Raw genomic sequence first — 14,699 nt, forward strand, 5'->3', positions numbered from 1 at the left:
ACATGTCATTTACAGCGAAAGAATTGAAAGGCTTTTTACAGAGTGTTGTGGATACAGTCGAGGAAAATAAAGATTACTTATCCGAGCTTGACCGCAAATTGGGCGACGGAGACCATGGTGTCACGATGTCGATCGGCTGGCAGGCTGTTCAGGAAAAGCTCCAGGGTGAACTGCATGACGAAGAAGATTGCGGAAAGATCAGCATCACAGCAGGCCGTACGTTTTTAAACGCGGTCGGTTCAACGGTCGGCCCTCTTTATGCGACAGGATTTTTGAGAGGCGGTAAGGAAGTTCAAGGCAAGACCGAACTTTCAGGAGAGGACCTATACAGCTTCTGGACTGCATTTATTGAAGGAATTAAAGAAAGAGGACAGGCGGAAGTCGGCGATAAAACGATGGTCGATACTCTTCAGCCGGCTCTGGGTACGCTGAAGCTGGAGTACGAAAAATCCGGGGACTTTACTGGCGCATTTACGAAAGCGGTTGCTTCGGCAAAAGAAGGCATGGAATCGACGAAAGATCTTCTTTCTAAAAAAGGGCGGTCCAGCCGGCTGGGAGAGCGGTCACTCGGCAACCAGGATCCGGGCGCCACTTCTTCCTACCTTATCTTATCCGCCTTTGAAAGCGTCATCACATCTGTACAAACCGTGTAATAGCTATATGCCGGAGGGCCGCTGAACTGAAAACAACCAGGAAGGCGGCCCTCTTTTTCTATGTCCAAAATCAGAAGGGGAGGGATCGTACATGAATATGAGCTTGGATAAAAAAGAAGACATTCAGACGCTGGCGCTGGATTTTCTAGCAGTTGCCCAGCAGGCAGCTATTGCTTCTTACCCGTGGGTCGGCAAGGGGAAGAAAAACGAAGCTGACGGGGCAGGTACTGAAGCGATGCGTACCCGGATGAACACGATCGGGATGGATGGAACAATCGTTATCGGTGAGGGAGAACTGGATGAGGCCCCTATGCTGTATATCGGAGAAAAGGTTGGTACAGGTGTTGGCCCTGCTGTGGACATTGCGGTCGATCCGGTGGAAGGCACGACCCTTATGTCTAAGGGACAGGACAATTCCTTAACCGTCATTGCTGTTGCTGAACGCGGCCATTTGCTGCATGCGCCGGATATGTATATGAGGAAAATTGCGGTGGGACCAAAAGCTAAGGGGCGAATTAGCATTGAGGCTCCTTTGACGGAGAATATTTTGGCTGTTGCTGATGCATTGGGAAAAGATGTGAGTGAGGTTACAGTCATGATCCAAGACCGAACCCGCCATCATGATCTTATTCAGCAAGTGTTTGAAGCCGGAGCAAAAGTGAAGCTGTTTTCCGATGGAGATGTGACAGGAGCCATAGCTACAGGAATCGATGAGATTGACGTCGATCTGCTCGTGGGAACAGGCGGAGCGCCAGAGGGAGTAATAGCGGCTGCGGCTTTGCGAAGCCTGGGCGGTGATTTTCAGGCACAGCTGGTCTGCCAAAATGATGAAGAGTTTAATCGCTGTGTGACGATGGGATTGAGCGATCCGGGTAAAATCCTAAGAATGGATGATCTTGTGAAAAGTGACAGCTGTTTCTTTGTCGCTGCGGGCATCACGGACGGCATCCTCCTAGACGGTGTCCGCAAGAAGGAAGACGGGGCTATGCGTACCCACTCGTTCATCACCATCGGAGGGAAAGGAAACTATTTTCAATTTATCGAGACTCGCCACTGAAATGGCGGGTTTTTTAATATAAAAAATTCCCTCTTAGCGGGGTGTTTTTGCTTTCAAAATTATGGGTTGAGGGGCTGTGAGGATTCGGGCTTAATGGGAAAGGTAAGTAAGAATACGGTTCCTTTCCCTACCTTGCTCTGGACCTTGATGGTTCCCCGCAGCGCGCGAACAATGCTGTAGACGACCATCATTCCGAGGCCTGTGCCTTTTGATCCTTTTGTAGAATAATAAGGTTCACCAAGGCGGTCGATCTGCTGTTTTGTCATGCCTACTCCTGAATCTTCAATTTTGACGATGGCATTTATGGGAGAAGCCGTTGATTCTATGGTCAGTACTCCACCGTTTGGCATCGACTCAATGGCATTTTTTACGATATTTAAAAAGCACTGGCGAATCTTTTGGCGGTCTCCATGAATGGAAGATACGGGTTCAAGTTTTTCTGTGATTTCTACTGAATATTGGTTAGCTAGCGGCTGAAGAATTTTAAGGACGTGATGAAGTTCCTCGTGAAGGAAGATATCACTTAAGGTTACTAGCGATGGTTTGGAGAACGTCAGATAATCCTGTATCACTCGTTCAGCAGATTCCAGCTCACTTTTAATAAGGGTCAAATATTCCGTTTGTTTTTCCTGAGGGGCATCATTTTCCTGCAGCAATTGAACAAAGCCTATGGCAGTGGTCAGCGGATTGCGGATTTCATGTGAAATGGCAGCCCCCATCTGTTCTACGGCTTCCAGTCTTTTGGTTCTTACGATATGTTCCTGAAGCACCAGGTTTTTATCAATGAGCTCCATAAAATAAACAATCATTCCGGCACCTAATGGAGGAATAACCATATAGGCAAACCAGACATCAAGCAGCACCTTGGAAGAGAACATCATCTGGGTAAATATCATGGTTAAAAAGCTGATCAGCAGCGTAAAGAGACTGGCCAAACCGACGCGGCGGTTAGAAGAAAGCTTAAGGAACCACGGTGAGAGGCGCCATAGGGATATTCCGAGCACTGCATAGAGCACAATATTTAGGAAAAACCCGCTGTCGAATCCGTAAAAGGCTCTTAAAAGAACAGCGATCAAACAAAAGAGTGGAGCATACCCTGTATAAAATCCAGCGATGATGACTGGTATATTGCGCAGATCCAGATACATACTGCTGCTGAGTTTATATGAAAACAGATAACAAATCACCAAGGACACAATGAAATAAGCATAGAACATCATTCGGTACCGCTGCTGTGCATGAAATCTTCCAGTCCCCAGCAGGCAAAAAAAGAGCAAAACAATGAGCAGTGAGAGGTTGAACCAGAAATGCACAGTGATCTCCATCTGCATTTCACATCCTGTTAATTTTAAGTATATTTTACCTTTTAAAGATTTTTTAGTAAATAAGAATGAGAACATTTTGTAATCGATAGAGCGAGGTAAAATATTACAATTGAGTAAAATGGTTTGCTGGATTGACATTATCTTTATCTATCTGATATATTAGCATGGTAAAGTAATAAAATAAGTTTCGGTATGAAACGCGGTGGTGGCTCACCATGCGTTTTTTTATATTTAGAGGGGAAAGGTTTAGATGAATACACCTACGAATACAACAAAAAAATGGGGGTTCTGGCTTTTAGCCGCCTTCGTTATCGGAAATATGGTTGGCTCAGGCATATTCATGCTTCCAAGTTCATTGGCTCAAACAGCCAGCCCGCTTGGAGTAACCGTTGCCTGGCTTGTCACGGGCTTTGGTGTCATGATGATTGCGCTGATCTTCAGTAAGCTGTCCATCCGCCGTCCGGACTTAACTGCTGGACCGCAAAGCTATGCACGCGCGATGTTTAAATCAGAGAAAAATGGAAACTTGGCCAGCTTCAGCATGGTATGGGGCTATTGGATAGCCAACTGGATCAGCAACGTGGCGATGGTCACAAGCTTTGCCGGTTACCTGTCTACCTTCTTGCCGATAATGAGAGCTCAAAATGTTATTTTTTCGATCGGATCACAGGACATCCGGCTCGGTAAAATCATCACGTTTGGAGTTTGTACGGTTTTGCTGTGGGGAATTCACTTTATTTTGGTGAGCAGCATGAACAGAGCTGGAAAATTGAATTTTGTTGCAACAGCATCAAAAGTGGCCGGTTTTGCACTCTTTATTGTGGCAGCTCTTTTTGCATTCCAGTCATCCAATTTCGGTGAGTTCTATACACCTGTCGTTGATGAAGGCGGGACGTCACATGGACTGTTCAGCCAGGTGCAAATGGCAGCCATCTCTACGCTATGGGCGTTCATCGGTATTGAATCGGCCGTTATCTTATCAGGACGTGCGAAATCACAGCGGGATGTGAGCCGCGCTACGATCTTCGGACTCATTGTTGCTCTTGTGATTTACATGGCCATTACGCTTCTGACGATGGGAATCTTGCCTCCGGAAGTCTTAAAAGCCTCTGATAAACCTTTCGTTGATGCTCTTTCTGCCATAATCGGCAGTGCAGGTGCAAATGTCATGGCTATTCTCGCACTCGTTTCCTTATTTGGGGCAACGATTGGCTGGATCCTTTTAAGCGCAGAGGTTCCTTATCAAGCGGCAAAATCGGGGACTTTTCCTGCGTATTTTGCAAAAGTGAACAAAAAAGGAAGTCCAACAAGATCTCTTACTGTTACAAATGCGATGTCACAGATTTTGATTTTCTCTACGATTTCAGGAACCATCAGTCAGGCGTATACATTCCTGACGACAGCAGCTACACTTGCTTATCTGATCCCATATCTTGTTTCTGCCGTCTTTTTCCTGAAGCTCACCTTAAAAGGGGAAGCCATTGAAGGATCAAAAGGCGGGCGAGTCAAGGATGTCATCATTGCTGTTTTGGCACTAATTTACTCCTTATGGGTAATCAAAACAGGGACATCTGACCTTAAGACGTTTGGCCTCGGAATCGGCTTGTTCCTTGCCGGCTTTATTATCTATCCGTTGATAAATAAGCAACGTCGAAAAAGCGATGGATCCTCGGTTTCGGTGGAGAATTAAAATATATATAAGAAAAATTAGACCAATCTGCTTAGCAGGTTGGTCTTTTTGATTTGGAAAATAATTCTATAAAAGACGGAAAAAGTTTGCTACATTAAAAGGAAAGGAGGGTTCGTTTTGTTAGCTGATATACATAACAAATTATCGACGACCGGAAGCAATTTATCTAACCGTTTGGAAGATTTATTGACAGGTAATTTCTTTGGCACCATCCGCTATTTGCCGTTTGAAGCCGCTCTGGGTCATATCCTGAAAAAGGCAATATTTGAACAGGACGATGAACATGTGCAGTGGAGCAACCTTATTGAAAAAGAGAGAGGTTTTGACGCGGTGTTTGAGTTCTGGCCAAAACATCACGAGGGAGAAATTGATCTTCAGCTCCAGCTAGGCGGGACCTTTGCAGGGATCGAAGTAAAATACTTGAGCGGGTTGTCGTCTGAGGATGATGGAGATGCCGTGGATTTGCAGATTGATTACAAAGAAAGCAGAAACCAGCTTGCCCGTTATGCGAGAATGCTGGCTGAAATCAGCGAAGGAAAAACGGCTTACCTTATTTTTCTGGCACCGTTCGTCACGATGAAGAGTGTGCAAGAGGCCATTCGGAGTCGCTCTATTATTGAACCGTGTGTTCACCTTGGTTTTTTATCGTGGGAAGATGTGCTGGAGACGCTTAATGAGCTGCCGTTTGGCGATCTTGATTTGGGGAGGAAGCAAATCGTTCAAGACCTGCAGGAGCTTTTACGGAAAAAAGGATTTGAACGCTTTACGGGCTTCTCCCAAAGATTATTGGCGCAAGAAGTGTCAGATGAACATTATCAGTTTTCGCCGGAATCACTCAATAACACGGTGAGCTGGAGTTGGAACACCCAAACAATAAAGGAGGAAGAGCACTATGTCTTCAACGCTTAAAACAAAAGGGGAAAATATTACGAATGCCGTTCAGGTTTTGCAGGAAACTTATAAAAATTTGGACCTATTGTTTGCTGAACTGGATAGGGTGGGGAAGGAAGAAGGGTTTGTCAGTTTGACGCCGAGGTTTTTGCGCTGGAAGTCGGATGCTTATCCAGAGGGCTGGCTTACTACCAATTTTATTAAGCTTTATCAAAAAGAAACAGACTCTCCTTTGCCGCAATTGGATGAAGTGCGAGAAGGGACCTTATATGGCATTGAAGTTGAGCTTCAGCCTGAAATTGGATATCCTATCATATCACTTAATGAGTACAGTTATGATTTTACTTACTGGAACCGTCTTCCTTCCATTTCGGATCACTGGCTATATCATAATCCTTTTTATTTGGAAAACGAGTTTAATATAAAAGAAGAAAACGGAAAATGGACGAGTACACCATTAGACAAATACAAAAAAAGATACTGGGGCCTGCTGAGTGCAACCGGCCAGGAATTCCCGCTTGCCGAAATTTCTTCACCTGAAGACATCCGCATCAAATTGTTCGGAAAGATATAGTCAAAAGGATAATTAAGATGGACAAACAAGAGGTTATTCAAATAATTAAACAGGCGTTTAACCACACAGAAAAGCCGGTAGAGATCCCCTTGTTAAAAGGAAACAGAACATTTAATGCAAAGTGTACCGAAGAAGGAATATACGTTTCTAATTTGCATACATCTCCCTTTTTGCCGTGGGAGGCTTTTACGGAGACTGTTTCTCTGCTGGAAGAAAAGAACGGGCGTGCAATAAAAGGCGATGCAATGACCTGTAAACTCGGTGAGTCTGGCCTTCCCGTTGATTCTGTAGAAGGACGAATTGCATACAAAGTCTATAAAAAGCAGTTAGGGAAATCTGTTTTTCGCCGTATTACCCCGGTTGCCTGCATATTAGAGTGGGCAGGTCTTTGTGAGAACGGCAGAGGCGAATTACGTATTAAGAAATAAATACAGATACTGTAAAAGATAACATGGAAATCCGATAATAAAGAGAACACATTGAAGGGGATACACCATGAAACACCTGCTGAAATTATTGGTCGTTTTTGCTCTCCTGCTTGGGGTTTCTTACAATGAGAAAGCTGTCCATGCGGCATCTGCAAGCAGTGCAACCGTTAACACAATTAAAGTATCCTATTAAAAAAGGGCAAAGCTGGATTTCGGGTTATGAAGGAGAAGGTGGAAAGAGTAAAATTACTTCTGTCACAAAACCATAAAGACGATGGCAGGAACGTTACACATGTGGTAGAAGTTACAGAAAGTGATGGGTACAAAAGCTACTTTGCAAGAAACATAGGTTTTATTAAAGGGACTTACAAAGGCAAAACCATTACACAATTGGCTAAAATAAAGAAAAAATAAATGAGAAATAGAAAAACCACGGCTAATCCGTGGTTTTTTGCTATTTAGTGCTCCCGACCTCAGGTTTCACCCACAACTTCCGAAAATCCGCCCATCCAAAGTCATTCAGCCGAACACCCTTCAGCAGTACAGGATAGTTCCACTCTTTGGCGATATGGTACATGTGGAGGAGGATCTTTTCGTCCTCAATATATTTTTCGATTTCCTCCAGGATCAAATCCCGTTTCTCATAGCTTTCTTCCCGCGTGAACCGGGCTAAGTATTCATCCAGTATCTTAATTTGTTCTTCAGACAGCAGGGTACGCATGCTCCGTTCACTTTTTATAAAGGAAAGGAAGCCGTATTGGGTATCCCTCTCAAGCACTTCGCCTTTGGAGAGGATCTCTGCGTCAAGGGGCTGCGGATCCAGCAGAGAATAAGGCGACAGCTCCACAGAAATACCTGCTTCCGAGAATCTTTTCTGCAGCCATTCCGCTTCTCTCAATCCCTCGCTCGTATAATCCAAATACTTAAAGGTAAGAGTCTCTCCTTGATACGAACTTTTGCTTAACAATGCAATGGCGCGATCCAATGAAGTTGGGGGATACGATGAATGCTGGCTGCGCTCTGGCCACAGGCTGCTCGCCGGGCTGTTCCGCCGTCCGCCAAGCTCGGCGATCATCCGGTTCCGATCGATGAGTTCATCAACCGCTTGCCGGAAGTACAGGTCGTGGTGTGGACCTTCCTTTTGAAAATTAAAGACTAAATAGTGAGAGCCGTTGTTGTTCACCTTCATGTGGCGGTTTTCTGTCGCCTCACTGCCAGGCAGCTCATAGTGGACAATCCGGTCAGCGTTCAGTTCCACGAACCACAGCTCAACTCGGTCGAGCAGTGCCCGTCCGTTGAAGTGCTCATCAAATGCTTCCAGAATAAACACCTTATCGCTATACTGTATCACTTTGAACGGCCCGGTCCCGATGAGTTCTTTGCCCGTAATGATCGGAACATCATGCGGCACAATCGGCGCGTGGTAGGAGCTGAGGTAATGCAAAAAGAACACATTCGGCCGTTTTAAAATAATCCTCACTGCGTAATCATTGAATGTTTGGATGGATTGGATCTCGGAAAACAGGTGGCGGTAAGGTGATTGCACCGAAGGATCCTGCAGCCGGTCCAGCGTATATTTTACATCCTGGGCAGTAAGGATCCTGCCGTGATGAAACCGCACGCTTTTCCGTAAATAAAAGGTCCATTCCGTTTTATCAGGATTGACGTCCCAATGGTGGGCAAGGTGCGGCTCGAACTTCCCGGTCACTGAGTTGTAGTTCACGAGCGTATCAAAGATCTGCCGTACAAAATGTGCTTCTGCTGCTGTATAGGAATGAGCGGGATCAAGGGCGGCAAGCGGGCGTCTCATCGGAATCTTCAGCAGGTCGACTGAGCTTGAGATGGTCTGTTTGACCTGAAGGCCGAAGTTGTCCTGAATTCGGGCTTGAAGCTTTTTCGCCAAGTGTTCAGGCAGAAGAGGCCGGTTCAGAAATTCTGCGGCTTCTGTAATTTGGTTCTTCGCCAGCAGTTTTGCAAAGTGAGCCTCAACCGCTTCTTCCAGGCTGTAATGAAAAAGGACCTTTGAACGGTTGCCGCGGCCTTTTCCAGGAATCCACGTGAGCCATTTTTCCTCGCCCATCCGTTTTAAGAGAAGGTTGACGTTTCGTTTCGTACAGAAAAATAAGGTTTCCAGCTGGCTGACGGTGACTTCTGCCGGGGTTTCATCGATCTTTTCGGGATGCTGCAGATGCAGGATGATGTAGTAATCAAGGATTTCCATGCGGGTTTCCTCCATAAAAGGTGAAATTCTTTTCTGAATTTTACACTTTTTCTTCCCCTTTTACTAGAGGAAAATAAACAGCAGATAGAAGAAATGGTAAAAGGAGGGAGAAGCTATGTTTCGGGATTTGCATCCTAATATAAAGATAAGGATTATTACATCATTTATGACACGCGTGGTCGGAACGATGATTTTTCCGTTTATGGCGATCTACTTGTCTGCCAAGCTCGGGCAGGCGCTTGCGGGAATCATCCTGCTGATCAACGTGTTCGTATCCATCCTGGTCGGATTTTACGGAGGCTATGTTTCGGACCGGGTCGGGCGGAAAAAGGTGATGGTCGTTGGCCAGCTGATTACGGTTGTGGCGTTCGTGTTCATGACAGCAGCCAATTCCCCGTGGTACGATTCAGCTTGGCTCACTTCGTTCATGATGCTCATACAAAGCATCAGCTCGGGGCTGATGAATCCGGCGGCTGAGGCAATGCTGATCGACGTCAGTACGAAGGAAAACCGGAAGTTCATGTACAGCATTAACTATTGGGCCGTGAACCTGTCGATTGCGCTCGGTTCCATTGTCGGAGGATTCCTGTTTAAGTCTCACCGGTTTGAGCTGTTCACTGCCATAACTCTTGTCAGCATCTTCACGCTTTATCTGGTGGCTTATGTGATGAAAGAATCCTACACCCAGACGGCTGTTCCGCAAAAAGTGAATGTGTTCAAGGATATGGCAAGCAACTACAAAACGGTCATGAAAGATAAAATGTTTTTATGGTTCAGTCTAGCATCCACACTGATCGTCAGTATTGAATTTCAAACAGGGAATTATATTTCCGTACGTCTTGAGGAAGAATTCACGTCCCGGCTTGTAACGTTCGGCGATCTGTTTTCCTACCATCTTGACGGTCTGCGGATGATCAGCTGGATCCGGACGTTCAATACGGTGCTTGTTGTTGCAGGAACGGTTCTCGTCACACGCTGGATGAGCCGGTATTCGGACCAGAAAGTCATTTATACTGGCTTTTGGATGTATGCTGCAGGCTATGCAGTACTGGGCTACAGCAATTCAGCGGGATTGCTGCTTGTTTCCATCTTTATCGCAACAATCGGAGAGCTCATGTACGTTCCAGTCAAACAGTCCATGATGGCTGATATCGTAAATGACGATGCACGGAGCTCTTATATGGCGGTGCATGGATTAACCTTCCAGATGGCAAAAATCCTGGGAGCTGCGGGAATCACGATCGGTTCCTTCGTTCCTTCCTGGGGCATGGCTTTATCCTATCTCTTGTCCGGAATGCTCGGAATCTACTGTTTTACAAAAGTAACGGGACCGCTGAACAAGGCGGTTAAAAAAGAAACGAAAAAAGTGGCAGCAATATAAAAAAAAGGAGGCGTTTAATGTGCGTCTCCTTCTTGATAAAAAATGTATCGTATTGTACGATATAAAAAGAGGTGAAGAGGATGAATATTCAATTCATAAATGAGATATGGACCGATCTGTATTATTTATTGCATTACAAACACGAAGAACGGTTGACCCACCAAAATGTGAGGTGCATGCAGGCGGTGAAAAAGAATAAGGATGCCACGGTTGCCTTTTTGGCAGATGTCCTGCAGATTACGCATCATTCCGCATCCGAGCATGTGAAGAGGCTGATCGATAAAGGCTATGCTCAAAAAGAACGATCGGCGACGGATAAGAGAGCGGTATATGTGAAGCTGACCGGGTTAGGAGAGGAAGTACTCAAACGGAACACCGAACTGGACGAAGAAAAGCTGCAGAACGTTCTGGGCCGTTTGAGCAAAAAAGAACAACAAGAGATTTTGGACGCGTTTGAGAAGCTAAGAACGGAGGCAAAGCATGTATACAGTCGTTAAAATTACATTTTCGGCGCTGGTGATCGGTATGATTACCGCCCTTGCCAAACATTCCCCCCGTTATGGAGGAATTATCGCGGCTCTTCCGCTGGTCAGCCTGTTAAGTCTGTTTTGGCTCTATACACAAGGAGAGCGGACCGATCACCTGAGCCAGTTTTTATATGGTGTTCTGTACGGGCTGCCGAGCACCATCGTCTTGATTTTTGTTGTCGCTTTTTCCCTTAAGCATTCCATGCCTTTTTTTCTGTCGATTGTACTCGGGATCGGCGGATGGGGGTTGTGTTTGGTCCTTCAAAAGCTCCTTCTTTCAGGGGCTCTATTGAATCTGCGGTAGTTTACGTCTCCGAACGGTATGTTTTTCCGAGCTCTTCTCCCAGACTGAAGTAATGGCGGAAATTATAGATTAAAGGATTCCATTTAGCAGGATCGATGTGATTTTCCCCCTTGATGATGCCGGTGTGGGCATGAACGCTGACAGCCTGGGTCTCCACAATCGCAAAGAACGGTGAGTACTCGGGAATCCGGATCTGCTTTACTTCGGCTTCAATCTGCAGAGGGCATTCTGCGATTCTTTCAGGCTGGACTGAAATAGATGAAGTGGAAGTGAAACCTGCTGCTTCAAACTTATCTTTTTTGTAGGTGAAGCCAAGCTCTTGTTTGTATGGTGGAACCGGATCTTTTCCTGTATAAGGAGCAAGTCTTTCAACTTGTTCCCAAAGCGAGGCGTCTGGTATATTCAGCACACATTCCGGTGTTCTCTCCAGGTTTTCTATGGCTTTTCCACCGATTCCGATGCCTAATAGGATGCAGTCGCCGAGTGCCCAGGAGGACGATATGGGGCTGATGTTGACCGTGCGATCCTCATTTAATGTGGTTAGCAGAACGACAGGTGTTCCGTAGTATAAAATTTTCGGTGTGATGCTTGAGGTGTTTGGCAGAGTCTTCATTTGTATTCTCCTTTATATTGGATTCGGATTCAGTATAAAGCAGGAATTCTTCGATGTTCATCGAAGTATGGATGTAAAAGGAGGCGATGAGATTGATGGCACAATCGAATGTGGCTGAAATTGCTTCGATCGTAAGCGAGTCTTCACGCGCGGCCATATTAACGGTCTTGATGGACGGCCGATTTCATACGGCGAGCGAACTGGCCTGCATGGCCGGCATCAAACCGCAGACAGCAAGCTTTCATCTCTCAAAAATGCAGGAGGCCGGTGTGATCGCACAGGAAAAACAAGGACGGCACCGCTATTATGGCATTTATAATGAAGAGGTCGCGAAGGTAATGGAGTCCTTTCTTTTAATCGCCCCTCCTGTCAAAATCAAATCACTGAAACAGTCCTCACAGGACAAGGCGATGAGGTTTGCGAGAACGTGCTATGACCATCTGGCGGGCAGCGTCGGAGTTCAGCTGACCGATGCATTGTTGGAAGCAGGTTTTTTGGACGAAGATGAGGAGAATTTTATCGTAACGGAAGAAGGCGTTCATTTTTTCAAGGGATTGGCCATCGACCTTGAAACAATCAGCAAGAAACGCCGGTCCTTCTCCCATCGGTGCCTGGATTGGAGTGAGCGCCGCCATCATCTGGCAGGAGCGCTGGGCAATGCCCTTTTGGAACAATTATTGGAGCGGGGATGGATTGAGCGAGTTCCGCAGCACCGGGCGGTTAAGGTAACAGAAGAGGGGAAAAAAGGACTGAAGGAAACGTTCGGAATGGACCTTTTAAAGGAGGGAAAGTGAGGTGGCAAGCCATAAAGAAATCGTTTCAGAGACAGGCAAGCAGATGCTGCAGCAGGTCCGGGGAATTTGTATTGGTTTTCCGGAAGTTAAAGAGCATGTCGATGGTTTTGGCCATACATCGTTCCGTGTGAAGGACAAGCCCTTCGTCATCATGGGAGAGAATGAACAGGGCACTTCATTGGCGATAAAAACACTGCCGGAAACTCAGGAAATTCTTCTTCAAGAGGAGCGGTTTTTCAGACCTGCTTACATCGGCCAGCATGGCTGGACCTCGATCTACCATTCAGGCGGGGTGAACTGGAAAGAGATTCATAGCCTGATTCTTGAAGCCTATCAGCGGACGGCGCCTAAGCGTTTGGTAAAATTGCTGGAAGAAAACCAATAATGCGAAGAGGAAAGGAAGTACATACCATGAACGATAAAATAGAAGAGTACCTTGCAAGCAACAGAGATACACATTTGAGCCAGCTGAAAGATTTTCTCGCCATACCAAGCATCTCGACGCAGACAGAGCACAAGGGAGATATGGAAAAAGCAGCGGAATGGACCGCAGAATCCTTACGCCAGCTAGGCATGGATAATGTAAAGGTATATGAGACAAAAGGCCACCCGGTCGTGTATGGTGAATGGCTTAAGGCAGAAGGAAAGCCGACTGCCCTCATCTATGGCCATTATGATGTCCAGCCTGTCGACCCGGTCGAGCTATGGAACAGCCCGCCTTTTTCTGCCGAGATTCGTGATGAAAAGCTCTATGCCCGTGGGGCGAGTGATGATAAAGGCCAGACCTTTATGCACTTTAAAGCACTGGAAGCTTTTTTAGAAACAACAGGTACCTTGCCGTTGAACTTCAAGTTCTGTATTGAGGGCGAGGAAGAGATGGGAAGCCCCAACCTGCCTGCTTTTGCGGAGGAACACAAGGACTTATTAGCTGCTGACCTGATCGTGGTTTCGGATACAGGCATGATCGAAAAAGGAAAACCCGCCATCACTTACGGACTTAGAGGATTGTGCGGCCTGCAGATCGACTTGAAGGGACCGAGCGGAGATGTTCACTCCGGATTGTATGGCGGGGCGATTCAGAATCCGATTCATGCACTCGTTAAAATCGTAGACTCCTTCCATAGTGAGGACGGACATATTTTGGTGGATGGTTTCTATGATGATGTTTTGACGGTTACCGAACAGGAGAAGGAAGAGTTTGCTTCCCTTCAGTTTAATGAGGAGGAAGTGAAGAAGGAATTAGGTGTGAATGAGTTATACGGTGAAGAAGGCTACTCTTACCTTGAGCGCACATGGACCCGTCCGACTCTTGAGGTGAACGGGATCTATGGCGGCTATCAAGGCGGAGGTTTGAAAACAGTACTGCCGTCAGAAGCCCATGCGAAAATTTCGTGCCGCCTTGTGCCGAATCAGGATCCTGATAAGATTGTTGAACAGCTCAAACAGCATATCACGAAGCATCTCCCAGCTGGAGTTGAAGTAGAAATGTCTCGCTTTGATCAAGGCCATCCTTACTTGACGCCGATCGATCATCCTTATGTTCAGGCAGCCGGCGAGGCTTATGAAAAAGTGTACGATGTGAAGACTTCCTATATAAGAAGCGGCGGTTCCATTCCGATCATCGCAACATTTAAACAGTTGTTTAACCTGCCGATTGTATTGATGGGATTCGGCCTGCCGAATGAAAACTTCCACGCACCAAATGAGCACTTCCATCTTGAGAATTTTGATAAAGGGATGCGCGTTCTGTGCCATTACTGGGAAGATGTCGCGAAAATAGAGCTGTAAGAGAGAGTATAGTACCCAGGCTGGTGTTGAGCCTGGGTTTTTTCGTGGGTTTGGGGCAGACGGAATCGGGCGGCAGGTAAAAACAATCATACTCCAATAAAAAAGGAGCTGTCCTGAAAGTTAAAATTTGACCTTTGGGCAGCTCCTTTTTGGCGTGGAAAATCTTCAATGAAAAGTTGATTGGAGTGCAAGGTGCGAGACTCCTGCGGGACTAGCGTGACAGGTGAGACTCCGGCCGGTGCTTGCACCAAGAGGCTNNGCCTGGAACGGAAATCAGCAGTTTCCAGACTTCTTGGACAACCCTAATAAAAAAGGAGCTGTACAGAAAGTCATCAATTGACCTTTTGGCAGCTCCTTTTGTTTAGAAAATCTTCGGTGAAAAGTTGATTGTAGTGGAAGGTGCGAGACTCCTGCGGGACGAGCGTGACAGGTGAAACCCGCAGGCGCTAGCGC

The 14,699-nt window shown here is 46.2% G+C and carries 17 protein-coding genes; 14 read left to right on the forward strand and 3 right to left on the reverse strand.

Translation table 11 applies throughout. From position 1 onward, the window contains the following. Window positions 1-2: 2 nt before the first annotated feature. Window positions 3-653, forward strand: coding sequence for a dihydroxyacetone kinase subunit DhaL (dhaL, locus tag P4361_RS00375; RefSeq protein ID WP_328087723.1), 651 nt, complete (start codon window positions 3-5; stop codon window positions 651-653). Between the two features lie 91 nt (window positions 654-744). Continuing rightward, window positions 745-1,710 (forward strand): class II fructose-bisphosphatase, encoded by a 966-nt coding sequence (glpX, locus tag P4361_RS00380; protein ID WP_328087725.1) that lies wholly within the window; start codon window positions 745-747, stop codon window positions 1,708-1,710. A gap of 59 nt (window positions 1,711-1,769) precedes the next feature. Here the strand turns inward: glpX and P4361_RS00385 are convergent, their stop codons facing one another. After that, on the reverse strand, window positions 1,770-3,041 hold the full coding sequence (locus P4361_RS00385) for an ATP-binding protein (RefSeq protein WP_328087726.1): 1,272 nt from the start codon (window positions 3,039-3,041) through the stop codon (window positions 1,770-1,772). Window positions 3,042-3,285: 244 nt separating this feature from the next. Between P4361_RS00385 and P4361_RS00390 the strand changes: the two genes are divergently transcribed. From P4361_RS00390 to P4361_RS00415, 6 genes are all read left to right on the forward strand, one after another. Continuing rightward, window positions 3,286-4,725 carry an amino acid permease gene (locus P4361_RS00390; RefSeq protein WP_328087728.1) on the forward strand — a complete coding sequence of 480 codons (1,440 nt, stop codon included), beginning with the start codon at window positions 3,286-3,288 and terminating at the stop codon, window positions 4,723-4,725. A gap of 117 nt (window positions 4,726-4,842) precedes the next feature. Then, window positions 4,843-5,634 carry a hypothetical protein gene (locus P4361_RS00395; protein WP_328087729.1) on the forward strand — a complete coding sequence of 264 codons (792 nt, stop codon included), beginning with the start codon at window positions 4,843-4,845 and terminating at the stop codon, window positions 5,632-5,634. Then, window positions 5,618-6,190: a hypothetical protein gene (locus P4361_RS00400; protein WP_328087730.1), complete on the forward strand. Its 573-nt coding sequence runs from the start codon at window positions 5,618-5,620 to the stop codon at window positions 6,188-6,190. The genes P4361_RS00395 and P4361_RS00400 overlap by 17 nt, the downstream gene beginning before the upstream one ends. A gap of 17 nt (window positions 6,191-6,207) precedes the next feature. After that, window positions 6,208-6,618, forward strand: a complete 411-nt coding sequence (locus P4361_RS00405; RefSeq protein WP_053356847.1) for a hypothetical protein — start codon at window positions 6,208-6,210, stop codon at window positions 6,616-6,618. 67 nt (window positions 6,619-6,685) lie between these two features. After that, a complete protein-coding gene (locus P4361_RS00410) occupies window positions 6,686-6,811 on the forward strand; it encodes a hypothetical protein (RefSeq protein ID WP_328087733.1) in 126 nt (41 codons plus the stop codon). Between the two features lie 26 nt (window positions 6,812-6,837). Next, the gene (locus P4361_RS00415; RefSeq protein ID WP_328087735.1) at window positions 6,838-7,032 is read left to right on the forward strand and encodes a hypothetical protein; all 195 of its coding nucleotides are present in this window, start codon (window positions 6,838-6,840) and stop codon (window positions 7,030-7,032) included. 40 nt (window positions 7,033-7,072) lie between these two features. On the opposite strand, the gene P4361_RS00420 is transcribed toward P4361_RS00415, so the two are convergent. Further along, window positions 7,073-8,839: an ABC transporter substrate-binding protein gene (locus P4361_RS00420; RefSeq protein WP_328087737.1), complete on the reverse strand. Its 1,767-nt coding sequence runs from the start codon at window positions 8,837-8,839 to the stop codon at window positions 7,073-7,075. Between the two features lie 115 nt (window positions 8,840-8,954). Here P4361_RS00420 and P4361_RS00425 point away from each other — a divergent pair, with 115 nt between their 5' ends. The 3 genes from P4361_RS00425 (at window position 8,955) to P4361_RS00435 (ending at window position 11,051) form a co-directional block, all read left to right on the forward strand. Then, window positions 8,955-10,220, forward strand: a complete 1,266-nt coding sequence (locus P4361_RS00425; RefSeq protein ID WP_328087739.1) for an MFS transporter — start codon at window positions 8,955-8,957, stop codon at window positions 10,218-10,220. A gap of 80 nt (window positions 10,221-10,300) precedes the next feature. Next, window positions 10,301-10,717, forward strand: coding sequence for a MarR family winged helix-turn-helix transcriptional regulator (locus tag P4361_RS00430; RefSeq protein ID WP_328087741.1), 417 nt, complete (start codon window positions 10,301-10,303; stop codon window positions 10,715-10,717). Beyond that, complete coding sequence (locus tag P4361_RS00435) at window positions 10,701-11,051, forward strand: DUF3147 family protein (RefSeq protein WP_328087743.1); 351 nt, start codon at window positions 10,701-10,703, stop codon at window positions 11,049-11,051. The genes P4361_RS00430 and P4361_RS00435 overlap by 17 nt, the downstream gene beginning before the upstream one ends. A gap of 1 nt (window position 11,052) precedes the next feature. On the opposite strand, the gene P4361_RS00440 is transcribed toward P4361_RS00435, so the two are convergent. Continuing rightward, entirely contained in the window at window positions 11,053-11,664 is a 612-nt protein-coding gene (locus P4361_RS00440; protein ID WP_328087744.1) for a flavin reductase family protein, read from the reverse strand. 92 nt (window positions 11,665-11,756) lie between these two features. Here P4361_RS00440 and P4361_RS00445 point away from each other — a divergent pair, with 92 nt between their 5' ends. From P4361_RS00445 to P4361_RS00455, 3 genes are read left to right on the forward strand one after another with little or no spacing between them, the layout of a single operon-like run. Continuing rightward, window positions 11,757-12,458 (forward strand): winged helix-turn-helix domain-containing protein, encoded by a 702-nt coding sequence (locus tag P4361_RS00445; RefSeq protein ID WP_328087746.1) that lies wholly within the window; start codon window positions 11,757-11,759, stop codon window positions 12,456-12,458. 1 nt (window position 12,459) lies between these two features. Then, on the forward strand, window positions 12,460-12,843 hold the full coding sequence (locus P4361_RS00450) for an MmcQ/YjbR family DNA-binding protein (RefSeq protein WP_328087748.1): 384 nt from the start codon (window positions 12,460-12,462) through the stop codon (window positions 12,841-12,843). A 26-nt stretch (window positions 12,844-12,869) separates the two neighbouring features. Further along, window positions 12,870-14,246: a dipeptidase gene (locus P4361_RS00455; RefSeq protein WP_328087749.1), complete on the forward strand. Its 1,377-nt coding sequence runs from the start codon at window positions 12,870-12,872 to the stop codon at window positions 14,244-14,246. Window positions 14,247-14,699 lie beyond the last annotated feature (453 nt).

Origin of the sequence: Fictibacillus sp. B-59209, from assembly GCF_036216745.1 — a bacterium.
Classification (GTDB): Bacteria; Bacillota; Bacilli; order Bacillales; family Fictibacillaceae; genus Fictibacillus_C; species Fictibacillus_C marinisediminis.

Excerpts from the sequence above, each read along its gene's own strand:
- P4361_RS00440 (WP_328087744.1), bottom strand. The coding sequence starts at position 11,664 with ATGAAGACTCTGCCAAACACCTCAAGCATCACACCGAAAATTTTATAC.
- dhaL (WP_328087723.1), top strand. The coding sequence starts at position 3 with ATGTCATTTACAGCGAAAGAATTGAAAGGCTTTTTACAGAGTGTTGTG.
- P4361_RS00410 (WP_328087733.1), top strand. The coding sequence starts at position 6,686 with ATGAAACACCTGCTGAAATTATTGGTCGTTTTTGCTCTCCTGCTTGGG.
- P4361_RS00385 (WP_328087726.1), bottom strand. The coding sequence starts at position 3,041 with ATGCAGATGGAGATCACTGTGCATTTCTGGTTCAACCTCTCACTGCTC.
- P4361_RS00420 (WP_328087737.1), bottom strand. The coding sequence starts at position 8,839 with ATGGAAATCCTTGATTACTACATCATCCTGCATCTGCAGCATCCCGAA.
- P4361_RS00435 (WP_328087743.1), top strand. The coding sequence starts at position 10,701 with ATGTATACAGTCGTTAAAATTACATTTTCGGCGCTGGTGATCGGTATG.
- P4361_RS00400 (WP_328087730.1), top strand. The coding sequence starts at position 5,618 with ATGTCTTCAACGCTTAAAACAAAAGGGGAAAATATTACGAATGCCGTT.
- P4361_RS00425 (WP_328087739.1), top strand. The coding sequence starts at position 8,955 with ATGTTTCGGGATTTGCATCCTAATATAAAGATAAGGATTATTACATCA.
- P4361_RS00415 (WP_328087735.1), top strand. The coding sequence starts at position 6,838 with ATGAAGGAGAAGGTGGAAAGAGTAAAATTACTTCTGTCACAAAACCAT.
- P4361_RS00430 (WP_328087741.1), top strand. The coding sequence starts at position 10,301 with ATGAATATTCAATTCATAAATGAGATATGGACCGATCTGTATTATTTA.
- P4361_RS00390 (WP_328087728.1), top strand. The coding sequence starts at position 3,286 with ATGAATACACCTACGAATACAACAAAAAAATGGGGGTTCTGGCTTTTA.
- P4361_RS00405 (WP_053356847.1), top strand. The coding sequence starts at position 6,208 with ATGGACAAACAAGAGGTTATTCAAATAATTAAACAGGCGTTTAACCAC.
- P4361_RS00455 (WP_328087749.1), top strand. The coding sequence starts at position 12,870 with ATGAACGATAAAATAGAAGAGTACCTTGCAAGCAACAGAGATACACAT.
- glpX (WP_328087725.1), top strand. The coding sequence starts at position 745 with ATGAATATGAGCTTGGATAAAAAAGAAGACATTCAGACGCTGGCGCTG.